The following is a 21,799-nucleotide window of genomic DNA, read 5'->3' as shown; positions in this document are numbered from 1 at the left end:
CTTAGCCCTCGAATTTCAACAGGTAGCTGATCTTGTTGATCATGCCACGGTTTTCAGGGGTATCGAGCACTTCCACAGTCTGGCGGATCTTTTTCAGACCCAGGCCACGGGCGCAAGCCTTGTGGGATTCCAGACGACCGATCAGGCTCTTTACCAGAGTTACCTTAACAGTGTTGGTGTTACTCATGATCAACCCCCAGGATCTCTTCTACGGTCAGACCACGCTTGGCGGCAACCTGAGAAGCGGTGTTAATCTTGTTCAGACCGTCCAGAGTTGCACGAACCACGTTGTACGGGTTAGTGGAACCATGGATCTTGGCCGAAACATTATGTACACCCATTGCATCGAAGATTGCGCGCATCGGGCCACCGGCCTTAACGCCAGTACCTTCCTTAGCCGGCTGGATGAACACGGTGGTAGCACCATGCTTGCCGGTTACGGTGTGATGCAGCGTACCATTACGCAGCGGGATCTTTACCAGATTGCGGCGGGCTTGTTCCATTGCCTTCTGTACGGCAACAGGAACTTCCTTGGAACGACCCTTGCCCATACCGATGCCGCCATCGCCATCACCAACGACGGTCAAGGCGGAGAAAGCCATGATACGGCCGCCCTTAACCACTTTGGTGACGCGGTTGACGCTGATCATCTTCTCGACCAGACCGTCGCCACGATCTTCCATTTCGTGCTTAGCCATTCTTCACTCCGAATTAGAATACGAGACCGTGTTCACGGGCTGCGTCTGCCACAGCCTTCATACGGCCATGGTATTTGAAACCGGAACGGTCAAATGCCACGGTCGAAATACCGGCTGCCTTGGCTTTTTCAGCGATGCGCTTACCGACTACGGCTGCAGCGGCCACATTGCCACCATTGGAAACGTCAGCGCGTACTTCGGCTTCCAGAGTGGAAGCGCTAGCCAGTACCTTGCTGCCAGTTTCATCAATGATCTGGGCATAAATGTGGCTGTTGGTGCGGTAAACAGTGAGACGCACCATCTTGAGCTCCGCAATCCGAGCACGGGTTTTACGTGCACGGCGGAGTCGAGCTTGTTTCTTGTCCATGTCAGTGCCTCAGTTACTTCTTCTTGGTTTCTTTCAGAACCACAACCTCATCAGCGTAACGAACGCCCTTGCCCTTGTAGGGTTCCGGGGAACGGTAAGCGCGGATTTCGGCAGCGATCTGGCCAACGAGTTGCTTGTCAGCACCCTTGATCAGGATCTCGGTCTGAGTCGGAGTCTCAGCCTTGATGCCAGCAGGCATCTGGTGAGCTACCGGATGGGAGAAACCCAGAGACAGGTTCAGGGTGTCGCCTTGAGCCTGGGCACGGTAACCCACGCCAACCAGCTGCAGCTTCTTCTCGAAGCCCTTGGATACACCAATCACCATATTGTTCAGCAGGGCGCGCAGGGTACCGGACATGGCACGTGCGAACTTGCTGTCGTTTTTAGCCGCGAAAGTCAGTTCGTTATTGTCGAACTTGATTTCAACGTCATTGCACAGAGCGGCGCTCAGGGAGCCCAGGGCACCCTTTACGGTCACTTCTGCAGCACCGAATTTAACTTCGACGCCAGCCGGAATGGCTACGGGATTCTTAGCTACGCGAGACATTTGACCCCCTTATGCCACTACGCACAGCAGCTCACCGCCGATACCGGCAGCGCGTGCTTTGCGATCGGTCATGATGCCCTTGGAAGTAGACAGGATAGCTACGCCCAGACCATTCATTACCTTCGGGATTTCGGTGGAGCCCTTGTACACGCGCAGGCCAGGACGGGAAACGCGGTCAATGCGTTCGATCACCGGACGGCCAGCGTAGTACTTGAGCTGGATATCAAGAACAGGCTTCTTGGCTTCGCCGGCAACGGCGAAGTCTTCGATGTAGCCTTCTTCTTTCAGCACCTGTGCCAGCGCAACTTTCAGCTTGGAAGACGGCATAGCAACAGCCACCTTGGAAGCCATTTGGCCGTTACGGATGCGGGTCAACATATCGGAAATAGGATCGTGCATGCTCATTTATGGTTCTCCTATTACCAGCTGGCCTTAACAACACCCGGAATTTCGCCCTTCATGGCGATTTCACGGAGTTTGTTACGACCCAGACCGAATTTACGGAACACGCCACGCGGACGACCGGTAATGGCGCAGCGACGACGCTGACGTACCGGGGAAGCATTGCGCGGCAGCTGCTGCAGTTGCAGGCGAGCGGCGAAGCGTTCTTCTTCCGAGAGGCTTTGATTGTTGATGGTAGCGATGAGGGCTTCGCGCTTAGCGGCAAATTTTTCAGCCACCTTAACGCGCTTCTCTTCACGCTTGATCAGTGCAAGTTTTGCCATGTGCTTAACCCTTGAACGGGAACTTGAACGCAGCCAGCAGAGCGCGGGCCTCTTCGTCAGTCTTCGCCGTAGTGGTAACAGTAATGTTCATACCACGCAGAGCATCGATCTTGTCGTACTCGATTTCCGGGAAGATGATCTGTTCCTTGACACCCATGTTGTAGTTGCCGCGGCCGTCAAAAGACTTGGCGGAAACACCACGGAAGTCACGAACACGCGGCAACGCGATGGTTACCAGACGGTCCAGGAATTCGTACATGCGTTCACGGCGCAGGGTAACCTTGCAACCAACCGGATAGTCATCACGAATCTTGAAGCCGGCGATGGATTTGCGAGCGGTGGTAACTACCGGCTTCTGGCCAGCAATCTTTTCCATGTCGCCCACGGCGAATTCCATTACCTTTTTATCGGCAACAGCTTCACCAACACCCATGTTGACGGTGATCTTCTCGATGCGCGGAACTTCCATGATCGACTTGTAGCCGAACTGTTTCATCAGTTCCGGCACTACGCTGTCTTTGTAGAAATCGTAGAAACGTGCCATGTTTGCTTTTCCTTACGCGCCGATAACTTCGCCACTGGACTTGAACACGCGTACCTTGCGGCCGTCTTCAAGAGTCTTGAAGCCTACGCGGTCAGCCTTTTGGCTAGCCGGGTTGAAAATAGCAACGTTGGAAGCGTCAACAGGCATAACCTTTTCAACGATACCACCAGCAACGCCACGTACCGGATTCGGCTTCTGGTGTTTCTTGGCAACATTCACGCCTTCAACAACCAGCTTTTCATCCAGGACGCGCAGAACGGTGCCGCGTTTACCTTTGTCTTTACCGGTGATTACTACGACTTCATCACCTTTACGAATTTTGCGCATGCGACCTCCTTACAGCACTTCAGGAGCAAGCGACACGATCTTCATGAAACGCTCGGTACGCAGTTCACGCGTCACGGGTCCGAAGATACGAGTGCCAATCGGCTCAAGCTTGTTGTTGAGCAGAACGGCAGCATTGCTATCAAACTTGATCAACGAGCCGTCCGGACGACGCACGCCTTTGGCGGTGCGTACTACTACTGCGTTGTACACGTCGCCTTTTTTGACGCGACCGCGCGGAGCAGCATCCTTGATGCTCACCTTGATGATGTCGCCAACGCTTGCATAGCGACGCTTGGAACCGCCCAATACCTTGATGCACATAACGTGACGCGCACCAGTATTGTCAGCGACCTCAAGCATGGTCTGCATTTGGATCATTTGATGATTACCTTTCTAATCCAACTTTATCCGTCACTTTCACCTGCCGGTTTCTCGCATAAGAGCAAGACCAAACAGACGAAACGCCACAGATCAAGCTGTGGCGTGTCAAACGGCCAGTTTTGGACCCCGTAAGGGCGGAATTCCTATCCGACACGAATAGGAAGATGGCCATTATACAAGGGACTTTCGTCCCTTGCAAGTCTTATACCTGGCGAGATTTCTCGACCAGGGCAGTCACCACCCACGATTTGGTCTTCGAGAGAGGACGGGACTCGCTGATTACTACGATGTCACCGGCCTTGAACTCGTTGTTCTCGTCGTGTGCGTGGAACTTCTTAGAACGACGGATAATCTTGCCGTAGATCGGGTGCTTAACCTTGCGCTCGACCAGAACGGTTACAGTCTTATCCATCTTGTCGCTGACAACGGTACCGGTCAGCGTACGTACCACTTTGGTTTCGCTCATCTTAAACTGCCTTTTCTTTCAGAACGGTGCGAACACGCGCGATGTCGCGACGCACTTTCTTCAGTTCAGAGGTCTTGGCGAGTTGCTGAGTAGCGTGCTGCATACGCAGGGCAAACTGGGCCTTCAGGAGGCTCAGCAATTCCGCTTTCAGCTCGTCAACAGTTTTGGCTTTCAGTTCGGACGCTTTCATTACTGACCTACCTGTCTAGTTACAAACACAGTGGCGATCGGCAACTTGGCTGCGGCCAGACGGAAAGCTTCACGAGCGAGTTCCTCGTTAACACCGTCCATTTCGTACAGCATCTTGCCAGGCTGGATTTCGGCCACGTAGTATTCCGGAGAACCCTTACCCCCACCCATACGGACTTCAGCAGGCTTGGAAGTGATCGGTTTGTCCGGGAAAATACGGATCCAGATACGACCGCCACGCTTGATGTGACGAGTCATGGCACGACGGGCCGCTTCGATCTGACGCGCGGTCAGACGACCACGACCAACAGCCTTCAAACCGAAATCACCAAAGCTCACCTTGTTGCCACGGGTAGCGATACCAGTGTTGCGGCCTTTATGCTGTTTACGGTACTTGAGTCTAGTTGGCTGCAGCATTGCGCGGGCCCTTTCTCGTTTTCTTCTCGGTCGCAACCGGAGCCGGTGCTACTTGACCCGGCTTCAGCTCACCTTTGTAAACCCATACCTTGATGCCGATGATACCGTAGGTGGTCTTGGCTTCAGAGGTAGCGTAGTCAACATCGGCACGCAGGGTATGCAGCGGCACACGGCCTTCGCGATACCATTCGCTACGAGCGATATCGATACCGTTCAGACGACCGGAGGACATGATCTTGATGCCCTGGGCGCCCATGCGCATGGCGTTCTGCATGGAACGCTTCATGGCACGGCGGAACATCACGCGCTTTTCCAGCTGGGAGGCGATGCCATCAGCAATGATTTGCGCGTCCAGTTCCGGCTTGCGAACTTCTTCGATATTCACGTGAACCGGCACGCCCAGGCGGGCTTGCAGTTCGCGCTTCAGAACTTCGATGTCCTCACCTTTTTTACCGATCACAACACCCGGACGGGCACTGTGAATGGTAATGCGTGCGGACTTGGCCGGACGCTCGATGGTGACACGACCAACAGCCGCATGACCCAGGCGCTTCTTCAGGTATTCGCGAACTTCCAGGTCTTGCATCAGCATTTCCGGGAAATTCTTCGAGTTGGCGAACCACTTGGAAGACCAGTTTTTGTTAACGGCAAGACGGAATCCCGTCGGATGAATCTTCTGACCCATTTCTTACCCCTTAATTGCCAACGGTCAACGAGATGTGGCAGGTCTGCTTTTCGATGCGGTTGCCACGACCCTTAGCACGGGCAGTGAAACGCTTCAGACTAGCGCCCTTGTCAACAAAGATGCTGGTGACACGCAGGGTGTCGATGTCAGCGCCTTCGTTGTGCTCGGCGTTAGCGATGGCAGATTCCAGCACTTTCTTCACAATAACCGCGCCCTTCTTCGGGGAGAAGGCCAGGATATTCAGAGCCTGACCAACGGATTGACCGCGGATCAGATCGGCCACCAGGCGGCACTTTTGTGCCGACAGGCGGACGCTTTTCAGATTTGCAGATACTCTCATCGCTTCACCTTATCTCTTCTTCGCCTTCTTATCGGCCGCATGGCCTTTGAAGGTACGAGTCAGCGAGAATTCGCCCAGTTTATGACCGACCATGTTTTCGGAAACATAAACAGGCACATGGGTGCGACCGTTGTGTACCGCGATGGTCAAACCAATGAAGTCCGGCAGGACGGTCGAACGACGCGACCAGGTCTTGATCGGACGCTTGTCATTGGTTGCACGCGCCGCGTCGACCTTCTTCAGAAGGTGCAGATCAACGAACGGGCCTTTTTTCTGCGAACGTGCCATTGTCAATTACCCTTTAGTAGAATAGCGGCGGCGTACGATCATGTTATCGGTACGCTTGTTGCGACGGGTACGGAAGCCCTTAGTCGGAGTGCCCCATGGGCTAACCGGCACACGGCCTTCACCAGTACGGCCTTCACCACCACCATGCGGGTGATCAATCGGGTTCATCGCAGTACCGCGAACGGTCGGACGAATACCACGCCAGCGGCTAGCACCAGCCTTACCCAGCTTGCGCAGGGAATGCTCTTCGTTGCTTACTTCGCCAACGGTAGCGCGGCAGTCAACATGCACCAGGCGAATTTCGCCGGAACGCAGACGCAGCTGAGCGTAGACACCTTCACGGGCCAGCAGCATGGCGGAACCGCCAGCCGAACGGACCATTTGGGCACCCTTGCCAGGTTGCAGCTCTACGCAGTGGATGGTAGTACCCACCGGGATGTTGCGGATCGGCAAAGCGTTACCAGCCTTGATCGGAGCCTCGGCACCGGACAGCAGAACTGCACCAGCTTTCACACCGCGCGGAGCGATGATGTAGCGGCGTTCGCCATCGGCGTAGCACAACAGGGCGATGTGGGCAGTGCGGTTCGGATCGTATTCGATGCGTTCCACTTTTGCCGGGATGCCATCCTTGTTGCGACGGAAGTCGATCAGACGGTAGTGCTTCTTGTGACCACCACCCATGTGACGGGTAGTAATGTGGCCATTATTGTTACGACCGGCAGTGGCAGACTTTTTCTCTACCAGAGCGGCGTGCGGAGCGCCTTTGTGCAGATCAGGGTGAACCACCTTGACAACAGCACGACGACCCGCGGAAGTCGGTTTTACTTTAACGATAGGCATGCTCTATCTCCTTACTCCGCAGCGGCCGGGGTGGCGGTCAGATCGATTTCCTGACCCTGAACCAGGCTAACGTAGGCCTTTTTCCAGTCTTTACGACGGCCAAAGGTACGGCCAAAGCGCTTAACTTTGCCCTTTACGTTAACAGTGGATACGCCTTCAACTTTTACATTGAACAGCATTTCAACTGCAGCCTTGATCTCCGGCTTGGTAGCATCGGTAGCAACACGGAAAACAACTTGCTGATGCTTCTCAGCAACCATGGTGCTCTTTTCGGAAACAACCGGGGCCAGAATTACTTGCAACAGACGTTCTTGATTCATGCCCACTGCTCCTCCAGATGCTGCACCGCCTCACGGGTGATGACGATCTTCTTGAAACGCAGCAGGCTGTACGGGTCAGCTTGTTGTGCTTCGATCACCAGCACGTTCGGCAGATTGCGCGAAGACAGATAGAGGTTTTCGTCCAGTTCACGGGTAATGAACAGTGCCTGTTCCAGACCCATGGACTTAACCACACCTACGAATTCCTTGGTTTTCGGCGATTCAACCGACAGCGAATCAACCACGATCAGACGCTCGTCGCGAACCAGCTGGGACAGAATGGCTGCCATGCCTGCGCGGAACATCTTGCGGTTAACCTTCTGAGAGAAATTCTCGTCCGGGCTGTTCGGGAAAGCACGACCACCACCACGACGGTTCGGAGTAGAAGTCATACCGGCACGTGCGTTACCAGTACCCTTCTGCTTGAACGGCTTCTTGGTGGAATGATGTACTTCGGCACGAGTCAGCTGAGCACGGTTACCACTGCGTGCATTCGCCAGGAATGCAGTCACAACCTGGTGAACCAGAGCTTCGTTGTATTCGCGACCGAACAGAGTCTCGGAGGCCTGCAGGCTACCTGCAGCCTGACCTTGGCTATTGATTACTTTCAATTCCATCACGCACCTGCCTTCACGCTAGGACGAACGACTACGTCGCCGTTCTTGGCGCCGGGAACGGCACCCTTAACCAGAAGCAGCTGACGCTCGGCATCAACACGAACAACTTCCAGGCACTGAACAGTGCTCTTGACGTTGCCGTACTGACCAGCCATGCGCTTACCCGGGAAAATACGACCCGGATCCTGAGCCTGACCAATGGAACCCGGCGTGTTATGCGAACGCGAGTTACCATGGGAAGCACGGTTGGAAGAGAAATTGTGACGCTTGATCACACCGGAGAAACCCTTACCCTTGGAGGTACCGGTTACATCAACCAGTTGGCCTACGGCGAAGATTTCAACGGACAGTGCATCACCCGGCTTCAGGGAGGAGAGAGCTTCTGCGGACAGAACGAATTCGTTCAGGCCCAGACCTGCTTCTACGCCAGCCTTAGCGAAGTGACCGGCAGCCGCCTTATTTACGCGGTTTGCCTTACGGGTGCCGAAAGTAACTTGAACGGCGGAGTAGCCGTCAACTTCAGCGGTTTTGATTTGCGTGACGCGATTAGCAGACATGTCCAGCACAGTTACCGGGATGGATGCACCATCTTCGGCAAAAATGCGGGTCATGCCGACTTTGCGACCGACAAGACCTAAACTCATGTTTATATCCTTTTGCAGGCGCCGATTACGATTGACCGGCATACAAAAACAAAAGCGGACTCGCAAAATTGCGAGTCCGCTAATGTATCACAGGAATTTCAGCAATCGCAAGCACTTAGCTTGCGATCAGCCTATTTCTTGTCATTACTGCAGCTTGATTTCCACATCCACACCGGCCGGCAGGTCGAGCTTCATCAGAGCATCAACAGTCTTGTCGGTCGGATCTACGATGTCCATCAGACGCAGGTGAGTACGGATTTCCAGCTGGTCGCGGGAAGTCTTGTTCACGTGCGGGGAACGCAGCACGTTGAAACGCTCGATTTTGGTCGGCAGCGGAACCGGGCCCTTAACAACAGCGCCGGTACGCTTGGCGGTTTCAACGATTTCCTGGGCGGAACGATCGATCAGGTTGTAATCGAAAGCCTTCAGGCGGATGCGGATTTTCTGGCTTTGCATAATATCGGCTCCGATTAGGCGATGATTTTGGCAACAACGCCGGCGCCAACAGTACGGCCACCTTCACGGATCGCGAAACGCAGACCTTCTTCCATAGCGATCGGGGCGATCAGTTCTACGGTGATTTCTACGTTGTCACCCGGCATTACCATTTCCACGCCTTCGGCCAGGCTTACAGCACCGGTCACGTCGGTTGTACGGAAGTAGAACTGCGGACGGTAGTTGGCGAAGAACGGGGTGTGGCGACCGCCTTCATCCTTGCTCAGCACGTATACGGATGCGCCAAACTTGGTGTGCGGGGTGATGGTGCCCGGCTTGGCCAGTACTTGGCCACGTTCTACGTCTTCACGCTTGGTACCACGCAGCAGTACGCCTACGTTGTCACCAGCCTGGCCTTGGTCCAGCAGCTTGCGGAACATTTCAACGCCGGTGCAGGTGGTCTTCGCAGTTGCCTTCAGGCCTACGATTTCCAGTTCTTCACCAACTTTGACGATACCGCGCTCTACACGACCGGTTACTACAGTACCACGACCGGAGATGGAGAATACGTCTTCGATCGGCAGCAGGAACGGCTTGTCAACAGCACGTTCCGGCGTCGGGATGTAGGAGTCCAGTGCAGCAGCCAGACGGAAGATGGACGGTTCGCCCATTTCGGATTGGTCGCCTTCCAGTGCCAGACGAGCGGAACCGATTACTACCGGAGTGTCGTCGCCCGGGAAGTCGTAGGAAGACAGCAGATCGCGCACTTCCATTTCAACCAGTTCCAGCAGTTCAGCGTCGTCAACCAGGTCAGCCTTGTTCAGGTAAACGATGATGTACGGTACGCCAACCTGACGGGACAGCAGGATGTGTTCGCGGGTTTGCGGCATCGGGCCGTCAGCTGCGGAGCACACCAGGATTGCGCCGTCCATCTGGGCAGCACCGGTAATCATGTTCTTAACGTAGTCGGCGTGACCCGGGCAGTCTACGTGAGCGTAGTGACGGGACTCGGTTTCGTATTCTACGTGTGCGGTATTAATGGTAATACCACGTGCCTTTTCTTCCGGCGCGCTGTCGATCTGGGAGTAGTCCTTGGCTTCGCCACCGAACTTCTTGGACAGAATGGTGGTGATCGCTGCGGTCAGGGTGGTCTTACCATGGTCAACGTGACCGATGGTGCCGACGTTTACGTGCGGTTTGGTCCGCTCAAACTTTTCTTTTGCCATTTTGCAAAAATCCTTAATTAAAGAACATTAGATCAGAACTGGCCGACTCTGACGCCGGCCAGCTTCAGCGCGCATTACTTCTTGGCGGCCATCACGGCTTCAGCGATATGCTTCGGCGCTTCGGAGTAGTGCTTGAACTCCATGGAGTAGGTAGCACGACCCTGGGTAGCGGAACGCAGGTCGGTGGAGTAACCGAACATCTCGGCCAGCGGTACTTCGGCCTTGATCTTCTTGCCACCCAGACCATCATCGTCCATACCTTGCACGATGCCGCGACGACGGTTCAGGTCGCCCATCACGTCGCCCATGTACTCTTCCGGCGTTTCAACTTCAACGGCCATCATCGGCTCGAGGATGCACGGGCCGGCACGGCGCATGGCTTCCTTGAAGGCGATGGAACCGGCCAGTTCGAAGGCGATCTGCGAAGAGTCAACGTCGTGGTAGGAACCGAAAGTCAGACGTACAGTGACATCAACCACCGGGAAGCCAGCCAGAATGCCGTTGTTCAGCGAGTTGCGGATACCCTTGTCAACGGAAGGAATGAATTCACGCGGAATCACACCACCCTTGATCTCGTCGATGAACTTGTAGCCATTACCTTCGCCGGACGGCTCCAGGGTAATCGTACAATCACCGTACTGACCCTTACCGCCGGACTGCTTGGCGTGCTTACCTTGCACGTCGGTAACAGTCTTGGTAATGGTTTCGCGGTAAGCAACCTGCGGAGCACCCACGTTGGCTTCAACGCCGAACTCACGCTTCATACGGTCAACCAGAATTTCCAGGTGCAGTTCACCCATACCGGAAATGATGGTCTGACCGGACTCTTCGTCAGTGCGTACGCGGAAGGACGGGTCTTCCTTGGCCAGGCGGTTCAGGGCAACGCCCATCTTTTCCTGGTCGGCCTTGGTCTTCGGCTCAACGGCAACGTGAATTACCGGATCCGGGAATTCCATGCGTTCCAGCACGATAGGCGCATCAACGGCACACAGGGTTTCACCGGTGGTCACTTCCTTCAGGCCGATAGCAGCAGCGATGTCACCAGCGCGTACTTCTTCGATTTCCTTACGGTCGTTAGCGTGCATCTGAACGATACGGCCGATACGTTCCTTCTTGCCCTTCACGGAGTTCATTACGGTATCACCGGATTGAACCACGCCAGAGTAAACGCGGAAGAAGGTCAGCTGACCTACGTACGGGTCGTTCATCAGCTTGAATGCCAGCGCGGAGAACGGCTCGTCATCCGAAGCGTGACGCTCGGCTTCAACACCGTCGACTTCACCCTTGATCGCCGGAACTTCAGTCGGCGACGGCAGCAGTTCGATCACGGCGTCCAGCATGCGCTGTACACCCTTGTTCTTGAATGCGGAACCACACAGCATCGGCTGGATTTCGCAGCGCAGGGTACGGGCACGCAGACCAGCAACGATTTCTTCCTCGGTCAGCGTTTCGCCGCCCAGGTACTTGTCCATCATTTCGTCGCTGACTTCGGCCGCGGCTTCAACCATCTTCTCGCGCCATTCTTCAGCAACGGAAACCAGGTCAACCGGGATTTCGCCGTATTCGAACTTCATGCCCTGGGAAGCTTCATCCCAGATGATGGCCTTCATCTTCAGCAGGTCAACCACGCCTTCGAAGCCATCTTCAGCACCGATCGGCACAACGATAGGCACCGGATTGCCACGCAGACGGGTTTTCACCTGCTCTACGGCGCGGAAGAAGTTGGCACCTTGACGGTCCATCTTGTTCACGAAGGCAATACGCGGAACCTTGTACTTGTTGGCCTGACGCCATACGGTTTCGGACTGAGGCTGAACACCACCCACAGCGCAGTAAACCATGACGGCACCGTCCAGTACACGCATGGAACGCTCTACCTCAATGGTAAAGTCCACGTGGCCCGGGGTGTCGATGATGTTGAAGCGATGTTCCGGGAACTGCATGCCCATACCTTTCCAGAAGGTAGTGGTAGCAGCGGAGGTGATGGTGATACCACGCTCCTGTTCCTGTTCCATCCAGTCCATGGTGGCGGCGCCATCATGCACTTCACCGATCTTGTGGTTAACACCGGTGTAAAACAGAATACGCTCGGTAGTGGTTGTCTTACCGGCGTCAATGTGAGCGGAGATACCGATATTACGGTAGCGCTCAATGGGGGTCTTTCTAGCCACGATCTACACCTTATTGTGTGGTTGAGCTTAGAAGCGGAAGTGAGAGAAGGCCTTGTTGGCTTCTGCCATACGATGCACTTCATCACGCTTCTTCATGGCGCCGCCACGACCTTCGGCAGCGTCGATCAGCTCACCGGCAAGGCGCAGGTCCATGGACTTTTCGCCACGCTTACGCGCAGCATCACGCAGCCAGCGCATGGCCAGAGCCATACGACGGGACGGACGAACTTCAACAGGAACTTGATAGTTTGCACCACCTACACGGCGGCTTTTTACTTCAACAACCGGCTTGGCATTGGACAGTGCGGTATTGAACACTTCCAGTGCGCTCTTGCCGGTTTTCTTTTCGATCTGTTCCAGTGCGCCGTAGATGATGCGCTCTGCAACGGCTTTCTTGCCGTCGATCATCACTACGTTCATGAACTTGGACAGATCTTGGGAACCGAACTTCGGATCCGGCAGAATCTCGCGCTTGGGGACTTCTCTGCGTCTTGGCATGTTACTTCCTTCATTATTCAGTTGAGCTAGTGCTCATGACCACCCATATCAAAGCAGCCACTTACTCGACGACCTCAGGCCGCCGCCAGTACATCCCAATTATTTAGGACGCTTAGCACCGTATTTGGAACGGGATTGCTTACGGTCCTTAACACCTGCGGTGTCCAGGGAGCCGCGTACGGTGTGGTAACGCACACCCGGCAAGTCTTTTACACGACCGCCACGGATCAGCACTACCGAGTGTTCCTGCAGGTTGTGGCCTTCACCACCGATGTAGGAAATCACTTCGAAACCGTTGGTCAGACGAACCTTGCACACTTTACGCAGAGCGGAGTTCGGCTTTTTCGGGGTGGTGGTGTAAACACGGGTGCACACGCCACGCTTCTGCGGGCAGGCTTCCAGCGCAGGCACCTTGCTGTTCACGGTCAGGACCGTACGGCCCTTGCGAACGAGTTGGTTAATGGTTGGCATTACTATCAGTTCCTAGTTGATTCATTCTGTAGACAACACGTCTCCAGAAGGACGGAGGATTATATTTTAGTCAAATACTTATCGTCAAATGAAAAACGCCGCACCTGCAACGTTAACCGTTGAAGGCGCAGCGTTTTTTCAACAACTGCAGCTTTTTGGAGCAATCAGCTGTTGTTTTCTACTTCATCCACTTGCTCTTCCAACAGTTGGGAACCGGAAGTGTCCAGACCCAAGCCCTGACGACGACGGGTGCGGTGGTAAGCCAAACCAGTACCAGCCGGGATCAGTCGACCCACGATCACGTTTTCCTTCAGACCGCGCAGATCGTCCTTCTTGCCCATGATCGCTGCTTCGGTCAGCACGCGGGTGGTTTCCTGGAAGGAAGCCGCCGAGATGAAGGAGTCGGTGGACAGGGAAGCCTTGGTAATACCCAGCAGGATGTTCTCGAACTGGGCAGGTTCCTTGCCTTCGGCCAGCATCTTGTCATTCATTTCCAGCACGTCGGCACGTTCTACCTGTTCACCCTGGATGAACTCGGTGTCGCCGCTGTCGGAGATGATGACACGACGCAGCATCTGGCGAATGATCACTTCGATGTGCTTGTCGTTAATCTTCACACCTTGCAGACGGTACACTTCCTGAACTTCCTGGACGATGTAACGTGCCAGCGCTTCGATACCTTGCAGACGCAGGATGTCGTGCGGATCAACCGGACCATCGACAATCAGTTCACCACGGTTGACGACCTGACCATCGTGTACCAGTACGTGCTTGTCTTTCGGGATCAGGTTTTCGTAACCATTGCCTTCCAGATCGGTGATGATCAGACGCTGTTTGCCCTTGGTGTCCTTACCGAAGGAAACGGTACCGGTCACCTCGGCCAGCATGCCGGCATCCTTCGGCGAACGGGCTTCGAACAGCTCGGCCACACGCGGCAGACCACCGGTAATGTCACGGGTCTTGGACGATTCTTGCGGGATACGGGCCAGCACTTCACCCTTGCCCACTTCCTGACCGTCACGCACGGTAATGATGGCGCCCACCTGGAAGGTGATGGATACCGAAGCATCCGAACCTGCCAGCTTCACTTCCAGACCATTCTCGTCCAGCAGCTTCACCAGCGGACGCAGCATCTTGGACTGCGAACCGGCACGACGCTTCGGATCGATAACCACCAGGGTGGACAGACCGGTCACTTCGTCGGTCTGCTTGGCAACGGTGTTGCCCTCTTCCACGTTTTCGAACTTCACGCGGCCAGCGTACTCGGTGATGATCGGACGGGTGTGCGGGTCCCAGGTTGCCAGGACTGCACCGGCCTTGATCACCAGACCGTCGGTTACCATCAGCGTGGCACCGTACGGTACTTTGTGACGTTCGCGCTCACGGCCCATATCGTCATGGATCACCACTTCACCGGAACGGGTGATGACAATCAGCTCGCCCTTGGTGTTGGCGACATAACGCATCTGGCTGGAGAAGCGTACGGTACCGTTCGACTTACCTTCAACCTGGCTGGCTGCGGCATTTCGCGACGCGGCACCACCGATGTGGAAGGTACGCATGGTCAGCTGGGTACCCGGCTCACCAATCGACTGGGCGGCAATCACACCGACGGCTTCACCGGCGTTCACGCGCTTGCCGCGTGCCAGGTCGCGACCGTAGCACTTGGCGCACAGACCATAACGGGTGTCGCAAGTAATGGCCGTGCGGACTTTGACTTCGTCGATACCCAGGCTGTCGATGACGTCAACCAGTTGCTCGTCCAGCAAGGTGCCGGCTTCCAACACGGTTTCGCCAGTGGACGGGTCCACCACGTCAACTGCAGCCACGCGACCCAGAATACGGTCACGCAGGGCTTCGATCACGTCACCACCTTGCAGCACGGCCTTCATGGTGAAGCCGTTGCTGGTGCCGCAGTCGTCTTCGATCACCACCAGATCCTGCGTCACGTCAACCAGACGACGCGTCAGGTAACCGGAGTTGGCAGTCTTCAAGGCGGTATCCGCCAGACCCTTACGCGCACCGTGAGTGGAGATGAAGTACTGCAGAACCGTCAGGCCTTCACGGAAGTTGGCGGTAATCGGCGTTTCGATAATCGAGCCGTCCGGCTTGGCCATCAGACCCCGCATACCGGCCAGCTGCTTGATCTGGGCTGCGGAACCCCGCGCACCAGAGTCGGCCATCATGTAAATGGAGTTGAAGGATTCCTGATCGACTTCCTTGCCGTCGCGGTCCAGCACCTTCTGCTTGGACAGCTCGTCCATCATGGCCTTGGCGATCTTGTCGCCGGTACGGCCCCAGATGTCCACTACCTTGTTGTAGCGTTCGCCCTGGGTAACCAGACCTTGACGGTACTGTTCTTCGATTTCCTTGACTTCCTTCTGGGCTTCGCCCAGCAGCTCGACCTTCTTGCCCGGGATTTGCATGTCGTCCACGCAAATGGAGATACCGCCACGGGTGGAGTAGGCAAAACCGGTGTACATCAACTGGTCGGCGAAGATCACGGTATCGCGGATGCCGCAACGGCGGAACGATACGTTGATCAGCTTGGAGATTTCCTTCTTCTTCAGCGCCTTGTTGATGTGCTCGAACGGCAGGCCCTTCGGCAAGATATCCGACAGGATGGCACGACCAACCGTGGTGTTGTAGCGCTTAATCACCGGCTGGAATTCGCCCTGCTCGTCCTTTTCCCATTCCTTCAGGCGGACGGTAATACGGGTAGCCAGCTCGACCTGACGGGTTTCGTAGGCGCGATGCACTTCCTTGGTGTCGGCAAATACCATGCCTTCACCCTTGCCGTTTACCTTGTCGCGGGTCATGTAGTACAGACCCAGCACGATATCCTGGGACGGTACGATGATCGGGTCGCCGTTGGCCGGGGACAGCACGTTGTTGGTGGCCAGCATCAGGGTGCGGGCTTCCATCTGCGCTTCCAGCGACAGCGGCACGTGAACGGCCATCTGGTCACCGTCAAAGTCGGCGTTGAATGCCGCGCAGACCAGCGGATGCAGCTGGATGGCCTTGCCTTCGATCAGTACCGGCTCGAACGCCTGGATACCCAGACGGTGCAGGGTCGGCGCACGGTTCAAGAGGACCGGATGTTCGCGGATCACGTCTTCCAGGATGTCCCATACTTCCGGCACTTCCTGCTCTACCAGCTTCTTGGCTGCCTTGATGGTGGAGGCCAGGCCCATGACTTCCAGCTTGTGGAAGATGAAGGGCTTGAACAGTTCCAGCGCCATCTTTTTCGGCAGGCCGCACTGATGCAGACGCAGGGTCGGGCCTACGGTAATCACCGAACGGCCGGAGTAGTCGACACGCTTACCCAGCAAGTTCTGACGGAAGCGACCGCCCTTACCCTTGATCATGTCGGCCAGCGACTTCAGCGGACGCTTGTTGGCGCCGGTCATGGCCTTGCCACGACGACCGTTGTCCAGCAGCGAGTCAACTGATTCCTGCAGCATGCGCTTTTCGTTGCGCACGATGATGTCCGGTGCGCGCAGTTCCAGCAGGCGCTTCAGACGGTTGTTACGGTTGATGACGCGGCGATACAGGTCGTTCAGGTCGGAAGTGGCGAAACGGCCACCATCCAGCGGTACCAGCGGACGCAGTTCCGGCGGCAGTACCGGCAGCACTTCCAGAATCATCCATTCAGGCTTCATGCCGGAGCGCTGGAAGGCTTCCAGTACTTTCAGACGCTTGGCGATCTTCTTGATCTTGGTGTCGGAATTGGTGGCTTCCAGTTCGCGACGCAGGGTCTCGATCTCGGTATCCAGGTTCAGACGCTTCAAGAGTTCGCGTACGGCTTCGGCACCCATCATGGCGACGAATTCTTCGCCGTACTGGTCTTCCTTGTCCAGGAAGTCTTCTTCGGTCAGCAGCTGGCGGTATTGCAGCGGAGTCATGCCCGGATCGGTCACGACAAATGCTTCGAAGTACAGTACGCGTTCGATGTCGCGCAGGGTCATGTCAAGCACCATGCCCAGACGGGACGGCAGGCTCTTCAGGAACCAGATGTGCGCGGTCGGGCTGGCCAGTTCGATATGGCCCATGCGTTCGCGACGCACCTTGGACAGGGTGACTTCAACGCCACACTTTTCGCAGATGACGCCGCGATGCTTCAGGCGCTTGTATTTGCCGCACAGGCATTCGTAGTCTTTTACCGGCCCGAAGATACGGGCGCAGAACAGGCCGTCGCGTTCCGGCTTGAAGGTACGATAGTTGATGGTTTCCGGCTTTTTGACTTCACCGTAAGACCAGGAACGGATCTTGTCGGGCGAAGCGATGCCGATTTTAATCGCATCAAACTCTTCTTCTTGCGTTACTTGCTTAAAGAGGTCGAGCAGAGCTTTCATTGCGTCTCCAGTCAGGGGACAGGAGGCGCGGCATGATGCCGCGCCTTCTCACCCAATCAATAACGTTCCAGGTCGATATCCAGGCCGAGCGAGCGGATTTCCTTCACCAATACATTGAAGGATTCCGGCATGCCGGCGTCGATCTTGTGTTCGCCCTTGACGATGTTTTCGTAAACCTTGGTACGACCGGTGACATCGTCAGACTTCACCGTCAGCATTTCCTGCAGGGTGTAGGCGGCGCCATAAGCTTCCAGCGCCCACACTTCCATTTCACCGAAACGCTGGCCACCGAACTGTGCCTTACCACCCAGCGGCTGCTGGGTAACCAGGGAGTACGGACCGGTGGAACGGGCGTGCATCTTGTCATCAACCAGGTGATGCAGTTTCAGGTAGTGCATCACACCCACGGTAACCTTGCGGTCGAAGGCTTCGCCGGAGCGGCCATCGTACAGGGTCATCTGGGTTTTGGACTCGTTAAAGCCCATCTTCTCGGTCAGTTCGTCGCCGCTCGGGTAAGCCAGATCCAGCATGTGCTTGATCTCGGTTTCCTTGGCACCGTCGAATACCGGCGTGGCAAACGGCATGCCCTTGCGCAGGTTGTCTGCCAGATCCAGGATCTCGGCATCGGACAAGCTGGCGAGGTCTTCGGACTTGCCGGTTTCGTTATAGATGCGCTCCAGGTAAGCACGCAGCTCGGCAACGTCCTGCTGTTGCTTGATCATGCGGTCGATGCGCTCGCCGATACCCTTGGCAGCCCAACCCAGATGCACTTCCAGAATCTGACCGATGTTCATACGCGACGGTACGCCCAGCGGGTTCAGCACGATGTCGACCGGACGACCGTCGCCCATGTAAGGCATGTCTTCGATCGGCAGGATGCGGGATACCACACCCTTGTTACCGTGACGACCGGCCATCTTGTCACCAGCCTGCAGACGACGCTTAACAGCCAGGTAAACCTTGACCATCTTCTGTACGCCCGGCGGCAGTTCGTCACCCTGGGTCAGTTTGCGCTTCTTGTCTTCGAACTTGAGGTCGAATTCTTCGCGCTTCTGTACCAGGCTTTCCTTGATCAGTTCCAGCTGCTTGGCGATGTCTTCGTCAGCCATGCGGATGTCGAACCAGTCATGCTTGACCGGCAGGCTTTCCAGGTACTCGGCATCAATGGCGGTACCCTTGGCCAGACGCTTCGGACCACCGTTGGCCAGCTTGCCAACGATCAGGCGTTCGATACGGCTGAAGGCGTCGTTTTCGAAAATGCGCAGCTGGTCGTTCAGGTCGAGGCGGTAGCGCTTCAGTTCGGCATCAATGATGGACTGGGCACGCTTGTCGCGCTCGATACCTTCGCGGGTGAACACCTGTACGTCGATCACGGTACCCACGGTGCCGGTCGGCACGCGCAGGGAGGTGTCCTTCACGTCGGAGGCTTTTTCACCAAAGATGGCGCGCAGCAGTTTTTCTTCCGGCGTCAACTGGGTTTCACCCTTCGGCGTTACCTTGCCCACCAGTACGTCACCGGCTTCCACTTCGGCGCCGATGTAAACGATGCCGGATTCATCCAGACGGCCTGCCATGCGCTCGGACAGGTTCGGAATATCACGGGTGATTTCTTCCGGTCCCAGCTTGGTGTCACGCGACACAACTGACAGTTCTTCGATGTGGATCGAGGTGTAGCGGTCTTCAGCAACCAGCTTTTCCGAGATCAGGATCGAGTCTTCGTAGTTGTAACCGTTCCACGGCATGAAGGCGATGGTCATGTTCTGACCCAGTGCCAGTTCACCCAGGTCGGTGGAAGCACCGTCGGCCACCACGTCGCCGCTGGCGATCTTGTCGCCCACCTTCACCACCGGACGCTGGTTGATGTTGGTGTTCTGGTTGGAACGGGTGAACTTGGTGAGGTTGTAGATATCCACACCCACTTCACCGGCAACGGCTTCTTCGTCATTCACGCGTACCACGACACGGCCAGCGTCAACATAGTCGACTACACCGCCACGACGGGCAACAACAGTGGTGCCGGAGTCAACCGCAACCGAACGCTCGATACCGGTACCGACAAACGGTTTTTCCGGACGCAGGCACGGTACGGCCTGACGCTGCATGTTGGCACCCATCAAGGCACGGTTGGCGTCATCGTGTTCCAGGAAGGGAATCAGCGATGCAGCAACGGATACCACCTGGCCGGTGGCCACGTCCATGTACTGAACGCGGTCCGGGGTAGCCAGAATGGTTTCGCCCTTTTCGCGGCAAGTAACCAGCTCGTCCAGCAGAGTACCGTCTTCGCCCAGCTCGGCGTTGGCCTGCGCAATGACGTAACGGCCTTCCTCGATGGCGGACAGGTAGTCGATCTCGTTGGTCACCTTGCTGTCCACCACCTTGCGGTACGGGGTTTCCAGGAAACCGAACTCGTTGGTACGTGCGAACACGGACAGCGAGTTGATCAGACCGATGTTCGGACCTTCCGGCGTTTCGATCGGGCACACACGGCCGTAGTGAGTCGGGTGTACGTCACGCACTTCGAAGCCGGCACGTTCGCGGGTCAGACCGCCCGGACCAAGAGCCGATACACGGCGCTTGTGGGTGATTTCCGACAGCGGGTTGGTCTGGTCCATGAACTGGGACAGCTGCGAGGAACCAAAGAATTCCTTGATGGCAGCGGATACCGGCTTGGCGTTGATCAGGTCGTGCGGCATCAGGTTGTCGGACTCGGCCTGGTTCAGGCGTTCCTTCACTGCGCGCTCAACACGTACCAGACCGGCACGGAACTGGTTCTCGGCCAGTTCACCAACCGAACGTACACGGCGGTTACCCAGATGGTCGATGTCATCCACTTCGCCGCGGCCATTGCGCAGTTCGCACAGGATGGCGATGACGGAAACGATGTCTTCAGTCGACAGGGTGCCTTCCATCACGTCACGACGATGGGCAAATTTCTCCCCGATCAGCGACTTGAACCACTCCGGCGTCTTCTCATCGAACTTGTACTGATAAGTACGCGAGCTGAACTTCATGCGGCCTACGCGCGACAGATCGTAGGTTTCTTCGCTGAAAAACAGGCGCTGGAACAGCGCTTCCACCGCATCTTCGGTCGGCGGTTCGCCAGGACGCATCATGCGGTAGATGGCAACACGCGCTTGCAGGCGGTCCAGGCTGTCATCGGTACGCAGGGTTTGCGAGATGTACGCGCCTTGGTCCAGATCGTTGGTGAACAGCACTTCAACCTGTTCGATCTCGGCCAGGGCCAGCTTGGCCAGCAGCTCTTCGGTGATTTCTTCGTTGGCGCGCGCCAGCACTTCGCCAGTGTCAACATTGGTGACATTGTGCGACAGCACCTTGCCCAGCAGGACATCAGCCGGTACTTCGATGCGATCGAGCTGGGCGGTCTGGATGTCGCGGATGTGCTTGGCAGTGATGCGCTTGTCCTTGGCCACGATCAGCTTGCCATCGGCAGCGACGATGTCGAACTTGGCCACTTCGCCCTTCAGACGCTCCGGAACCACGCGCATGAACACGCCGGTCTTGGTCAGGTAGAAGGTGTCGAAGCTGTAGAACTCGGACAGGATTTGTTCGTTGCTGTAACCCAGTGCCTTCAGCAGGATGGTCACCGGCATCTTGCGGCGACGGTCGATACGGAAGTACAGCAGGTCTTTCGGGTCAAACTCGAAGTCCAGCCAGGAACCGCGGTAAGGAATCACGCGGGCGGAGAACAGCAGTTTGCCGGAGGAATGGGTCTTGCCGCGGTCATGCTCGAAGAACACGCCCGGGGAACGGTGCAGCTGGGATACGATGACACGCTCGGTTCCGTTGATGATGAAGGAACCATTGGTGGTCATGAGCGGAATCTCGCCCATGTAAACTTCATTCTCGCGCACTTCTTTTACCACCGGCTTGGACGACTCTTTGTCCAGGATGGTCAGACGGATACGGGCGCGCAGCGGAGCAGCATAGGTAATGCCACGCAGCTGACATTCCTGCACGTCAAACGGCGGCTCGCCAAGGATGTAGTGAGCAAAATCAAGGCGGGCATAGCCATTGTGGCTATGGATCGGGAAGATCGACTTGAACGCGGCCTGCAGACCAGCATCCTTGCGCTGATCTAGCGGTACACCCAGTTGCAGGAAATCGGCATAAGAATCAATCTGGGTCGCCAACAGGAATGGGACATCGAGAACACTGGCGCGTTTCGCAAAGCTCTTACGAATACGCTTCTTCTCAGTAAACGAATAACTCATAGAGTCTCCATCGAGG

26 protein-coding genes are annotated in these 21,799 nt (G+C 56.1%); all 26 read right to left on the bottom strand.

What is annotated here, in order from left to right; genetic code table 11:
* Window position 1 precedes the first annotated feature (1 nt).
* Complete coding sequence (gene rpmD, locus DLM_RS22130; protein WP_045846880.1) at window positions 2-187, bottom strand: 50S ribosomal protein L30; 186 nt, start codon at window positions 185-187, stop codon at window positions 2-4.
* Window positions 180-698: a 30S ribosomal protein S5 gene (gene rpsE, locus DLM_RS22125; RefSeq protein ID WP_045846879.1), complete on the bottom strand. Its 519-nt coding sequence runs from the start codon at window positions 696-698 to the stop codon at window positions 180-182. Before rpsE ends, rpmD begins: the two co-directional genes overlap by 8 nt.
* 13 nt (window positions 699-711) lie before the next feature.
* The gene (gene rplR / locus DLM_RS22120; RefSeq protein ID WP_045846878.1) at window positions 712-1,065 is read right to left on the bottom strand and encodes a 50S ribosomal protein L18; all 354 of its coding nucleotides are present in this window, start codon (window positions 1,063-1,065) and stop codon (window positions 712-714) included.
* A gap of 13 nt (window positions 1,066-1,078) precedes the next feature.
* Window positions 1,079-1,612 (bottom strand): 50S ribosomal protein L6, encoded by a 534-nt coding sequence (rplF, locus tag DLM_RS22115; RefSeq protein WP_045846877.1) that lies wholly within the window; start codon window positions 1,610-1,612, stop codon window positions 1,079-1,081.
* A 9-nt stretch (window positions 1,613-1,621) separates the two neighbouring features.
* Window positions 1,622-2,017, bottom strand: a complete 396-nt coding sequence (gene rpsH / locus DLM_RS22110; RefSeq protein WP_045846876.1) for a 30S ribosomal protein S8 — start codon at window positions 2,015-2,017, stop codon at window positions 1,622-1,624.
* Between the two features lie 14 nt (window positions 2,018-2,031).
* Window positions 2,032-2,337 carry a 30S ribosomal protein S14 gene (gene rpsN, locus DLM_RS22105; protein WP_045846875.1) on the bottom strand — a complete coding sequence of 102 codons (306 nt, stop codon included), beginning with the start codon at window positions 2,335-2,337 and terminating at the stop codon, window positions 2,032-2,034.
* Window positions 2,338-2,341: 4 nt separating this feature from the next.
* Complete coding sequence (rplE, locus tag DLM_RS22100; protein ID WP_045846874.1) at window positions 2,342-2,881, bottom strand: 50S ribosomal protein L5; 540 nt, start codon at window positions 2,879-2,881, stop codon at window positions 2,342-2,344.
* A gap of 12 nt (window positions 2,882-2,893) precedes the next feature.
* On the bottom strand, window positions 2,894-3,208 hold the full coding sequence (gene rplX / locus DLM_RS22095; protein ID WP_045846873.1) for a 50S ribosomal protein L24: 315 nt from the start codon (window positions 3,206-3,208) through the stop codon (window positions 2,894-2,896).
* 9 nt (window positions 3,209-3,217) lie between these two features.
* Complete coding sequence (rplN, locus tag DLM_RS22090; RefSeq protein ID WP_043579386.1) at window positions 3,218-3,586, bottom strand: 50S ribosomal protein L14; 369 nt, start codon at window positions 3,584-3,586, stop codon at window positions 3,218-3,220.
* Window positions 3,587-3,791: 205 nt separating this feature from the next.
* Window positions 3,792-4,055: a 30S ribosomal protein S17 gene (rpsQ, locus tag DLM_RS22085; protein ID WP_045846872.1), complete on the bottom strand. Its 264-nt coding sequence runs from the start codon at window positions 4,053-4,055 to the stop codon at window positions 3,792-3,794.
* Between the two features lies 1 nt (window position 4,056).
* A complete protein-coding gene (gene rpmC / locus DLM_RS22080) occupies window positions 4,057-4,245 on the bottom strand; it encodes a 50S ribosomal protein L29 (protein ID WP_011137725.1) in 189 nt (62 codons plus the stop codon).
* Window positions 4,245-4,661 (bottom strand): 50S ribosomal protein L16, encoded by a 417-nt coding sequence (gene rplP, locus DLM_RS22075; protein WP_045846871.1) that lies wholly within the window; start codon window positions 4,659-4,661, stop codon window positions 4,245-4,247. The genes rpmC and rplP overlap by 1 nt, the downstream gene beginning before the upstream one ends.
* The gene (gene rpsC, locus DLM_RS22070; protein WP_045846870.1) at window positions 4,645-5,346 is read right to left on the bottom strand and encodes a 30S ribosomal protein S3; all 702 of its coding nucleotides are present in this window, start codon (window positions 5,344-5,346) and stop codon (window positions 4,645-4,647) included. The genes rplP and rpsC overlap by 17 nt, the downstream gene beginning before the upstream one ends.
* Before the next feature lie 10 nt (window positions 5,347-5,356).
* Entirely contained in the window at window positions 5,357-5,686 is a 330-nt protein-coding gene (gene rplV / locus DLM_RS22065; protein ID WP_045846869.1) for a 50S ribosomal protein L22, read from the bottom strand.
* A gap of 9 nt (window positions 5,687-5,695) precedes the next feature.
* Complete coding sequence (gene rpsS, locus DLM_RS22060) at window positions 5,696-5,974, bottom strand: 30S ribosomal protein S19 (RefSeq protein WP_024301222.1); 279 nt, start codon at window positions 5,972-5,974, stop codon at window positions 5,696-5,698.
* 6 nt (window positions 5,975-5,980) lie between these two features.
* Window positions 5,981-6,814 (bottom strand): 50S ribosomal protein L2, encoded by an 834-nt coding sequence (gene rplB, locus DLM_RS22055; protein ID WP_045846868.1) that lies wholly within the window; start codon window positions 6,812-6,814, stop codon window positions 5,981-5,983.
* Between the two features lie 11 nt (window positions 6,815-6,825).
* On the bottom strand, window positions 6,826-7,140 hold the full coding sequence (gene rplW / locus DLM_RS22050; protein ID WP_197077176.1) for a 50S ribosomal protein L23: 315 nt from the start codon (window positions 7,138-7,140) through the stop codon (window positions 6,826-6,828).
* Entirely contained in the window at window positions 7,131-7,751 is a 621-nt protein-coding gene (gene rplD / locus DLM_RS22045; RefSeq protein WP_089083687.1) for a 50S ribosomal protein L4, read from the bottom strand. Before rplD ends, rplW begins: the two co-directional genes overlap by 10 nt.
* Entirely contained in the window at window positions 7,751-8,395 is a 645-nt protein-coding gene (gene rplC, locus DLM_RS22040) for a 50S ribosomal protein L3 (RefSeq protein WP_089083686.1), read from the bottom strand. The genes rplD and rplC overlap by 1 nt, the downstream gene beginning before the upstream one ends.
* Before the next feature lie 144 nt (window positions 8,396-8,539).
* A complete protein-coding gene (gene rpsJ, locus DLM_RS22035) occupies window positions 8,540-8,851 on the bottom strand; it encodes a 30S ribosomal protein S10 (RefSeq protein ID WP_017507377.1) in 312 nt (103 codons plus the stop codon).
* Between the two features lie 14 nt (window positions 8,852-8,865).
* Window positions 8,866-10,056 (bottom strand): elongation factor Tu, encoded by a 1,191-nt coding sequence (tuf, locus tag DLM_RS22030; RefSeq protein ID WP_119313285.1) that lies wholly within the window; start codon window positions 10,054-10,056, stop codon window positions 8,866-8,868.
* A gap of 74 nt (window positions 10,057-10,130) precedes the next feature.
* Window positions 10,131-12,227: an elongation factor G gene (gene fusA, locus DLM_RS22025; RefSeq protein ID WP_089083742.1), complete on the bottom strand. Its 2,097-nt coding sequence runs from the start codon at window positions 12,225-12,227 to the stop codon at window positions 10,131-10,133.
* A gap of 27 nt (window positions 12,228-12,254) precedes the next feature.
* Window positions 12,255-12,725: a 30S ribosomal protein S7 gene (gene rpsG / locus DLM_RS22020; RefSeq protein ID WP_089083743.1), complete on the bottom strand. Its 471-nt coding sequence runs from the start codon at window positions 12,723-12,725 to the stop codon at window positions 12,255-12,257.
* Between the two features lie 99 nt (window positions 12,726-12,824).
* Window positions 12,825-13,196: a 30S ribosomal protein S12 gene (gene rpsL, locus DLM_RS22015; RefSeq protein ID WP_059285905.1), complete on the bottom strand. Its 372-nt coding sequence runs from the start codon at window positions 13,194-13,196 to the stop codon at window positions 12,825-12,827.
* A gap of 164 nt (window positions 13,197-13,360) precedes the next feature.
* A complete protein-coding gene (gene rpoC, locus DLM_RS22010) occupies window positions 13,361-17,551 on the bottom strand; it encodes a DNA-directed RNA polymerase subunit beta' (protein WP_089083744.1) in 4,191 nt (1,396 codons plus the stop codon).
* 56 nt (window positions 17,552-17,607) lie between these two features.
* The gene (gene rpoB, locus DLM_RS22005) at window positions 17,608-21,783 is read right to left on the bottom strand and encodes a DNA-directed RNA polymerase subunit beta (RefSeq protein ID WP_089083745.1); all 4,176 of its coding nucleotides are present in this window, start codon (window positions 21,781-21,783) and stop codon (window positions 17,608-17,610) included.
* Window positions 21,784-21,799 lie beyond the last annotated feature (16 nt).

It is taken from the genome of Aquitalea magnusonii, assembly GCF_002217795.2.
GTDB classification, from domain to species: domain Bacteria; phylum Pseudomonadota; class Gammaproteobacteria; order Burkholderiales; family Chromobacteriaceae; genus Aquitalea; species Aquitalea magnusonii_B.
This window is presented reverse-complemented; position numbering and strand designations above follow the sequence as displayed.

Bases quoted from the DNA above. Each gene is read 5' to 3' on its own strand.
- rpmD (WP_045846880.1), bottom strand. From the start codon at position 187: ATGAGTAACACCAACACTGTTAAGGTAACTCTGGTAAAGAGCCTGATC.
- rpsE (WP_045846879.1), bottom strand. From the start codon at position 698: ATGGCTAAGCACGAAATGGAAGATCGTGGCGACGGTCTGGTCGAGAAG.
- rplR (WP_045846878.1), bottom strand. From the start codon at position 1,065: ATGGACAAGAAACAAGCTCGACTCCGCCGTGCACGTAAAACCCGTGCT.
- rplF (WP_045846877.1), bottom strand. From the start codon at position 1,612: ATGTCTCGCGTAGCTAAGAATCCCGTAGCCATTCCGGCTGGCGTCGAA.
- rpsH (WP_045846876.1), bottom strand. From the start codon at position 2,017: ATGAGCATGCACGATCCTATTTCCGATATGTTGACCCGCATCCGTAAC.
- rpsN (WP_045846875.1), bottom strand. From the start codon at position 2,337: ATGGCAAAACTTGCACTGATCAAGCGTGAAGAGAAGCGCGTTAAGGTG.
- rplE (WP_045846874.1), bottom strand. From the start codon at position 2,881: ATGGCACGTTTCTACGATTTCTACAAAGACAGCGTAGTGCCGGAACTG.
- rplX (WP_045846873.1), bottom strand. From the start codon at position 3,208: ATGCGCAAAATTCGTAAAGGTGATGAAGTCGTAGTAATCACCGGTAAA.
- rplN (WP_043579386.1), bottom strand. From the start codon at position 3,586: ATGATCCAAATGCAGACCATGCTTGAGGTCGCTGACAATACTGGTGCG.
- rpsQ (WP_045846872.1), bottom strand. From the start codon at position 4,055: ATGAGCGAAACCAAAGTGGTACGTACGCTGACCGGTACCGTTGTCAGC.
- rpmC (WP_011137725.1), bottom strand. From the start codon at position 4,245: ATGAAAGCGTCCGAACTGAAAGCCAAAACTGTTGACGAGCTGAAAGCG.
- rplP (WP_045846871.1), bottom strand. From the start codon at position 4,661: ATGCTGCAGCCAACTAGACTCAAGTACCGTAAACAGCATAAAGGCCGC.
- rpsC (WP_045846870.1), bottom strand. From the start codon at position 5,346: ATGGGTCAGAAGATTCATCCGACGGGATTCCGTCTTGCCGTTAACAAA.
- rplV (WP_045846869.1), bottom strand. From the start codon at position 5,686: ATGAGAGTATCTGCAAATCTGAAAAGCGTCCGCCTGTCGGCACAAAAG.
- rpsS (WP_024301222.1), bottom strand. From the start codon at position 5,974: ATGGCACGTTCGCAGAAAAAAGGCCCGTTCGTTGATCTGCACCTTCTG.
- rplB (WP_045846868.1), bottom strand. From the start codon at position 6,814: ATGCCTATCGTTAAAGTAAAACCGACTTCCGCGGGTCGTCGTGCTGTT.
- rplD (WP_089083687.1), bottom strand. From the start codon at position 7,751: ATGGAATTGAAAGTAATCAATAGCCAAGGTCAGGCTGCAGGTAGCCTG.
- rplC (WP_089083686.1), bottom strand. From the start codon at position 8,395: ATGAGTTTAGGTCTTGTCGGTCGCAAAGTCGGCATGACCCGCATTTTT.
- rpsJ (WP_017507377.1), bottom strand. From the start codon at position 8,851: ATGCAAAGCCAGAAAATCCGCATCCGCCTGAAGGCTTTCGATTACAAC.
- tuf (WP_119313285.1), bottom strand. From the start codon at position 10,056: ATGGCAAAAGAAAAGTTTGAGCGGACCAAACCGCACGTAAACGTCGGC.
- rpsG (WP_089083743.1), bottom strand. From the start codon at position 12,725: ATGCCAAGACGCAGAGAAGTCCCCAAGCGCGAGATTCTGCCGGATCCG.
- rpsL (WP_059285905.1), bottom strand. From the start codon at position 13,196: ATGCCAACCATTAACCAACTCGTTCGCAAGGGCCGTACGGTCCTGACC.
- rpoC (WP_089083744.1), bottom strand. From the start codon at position 17,551: ATGAAAGCTCTGCTCGACCTCTTTAAGCAAGTAACGCAAGAAGAAGAG.
- rpoB (WP_089083745.1), bottom strand. From the start codon at position 21,783: ATGAGTTATTCGTTTACTGAGAAGAAGCGTATTCGTAAGAGCTTTGCG.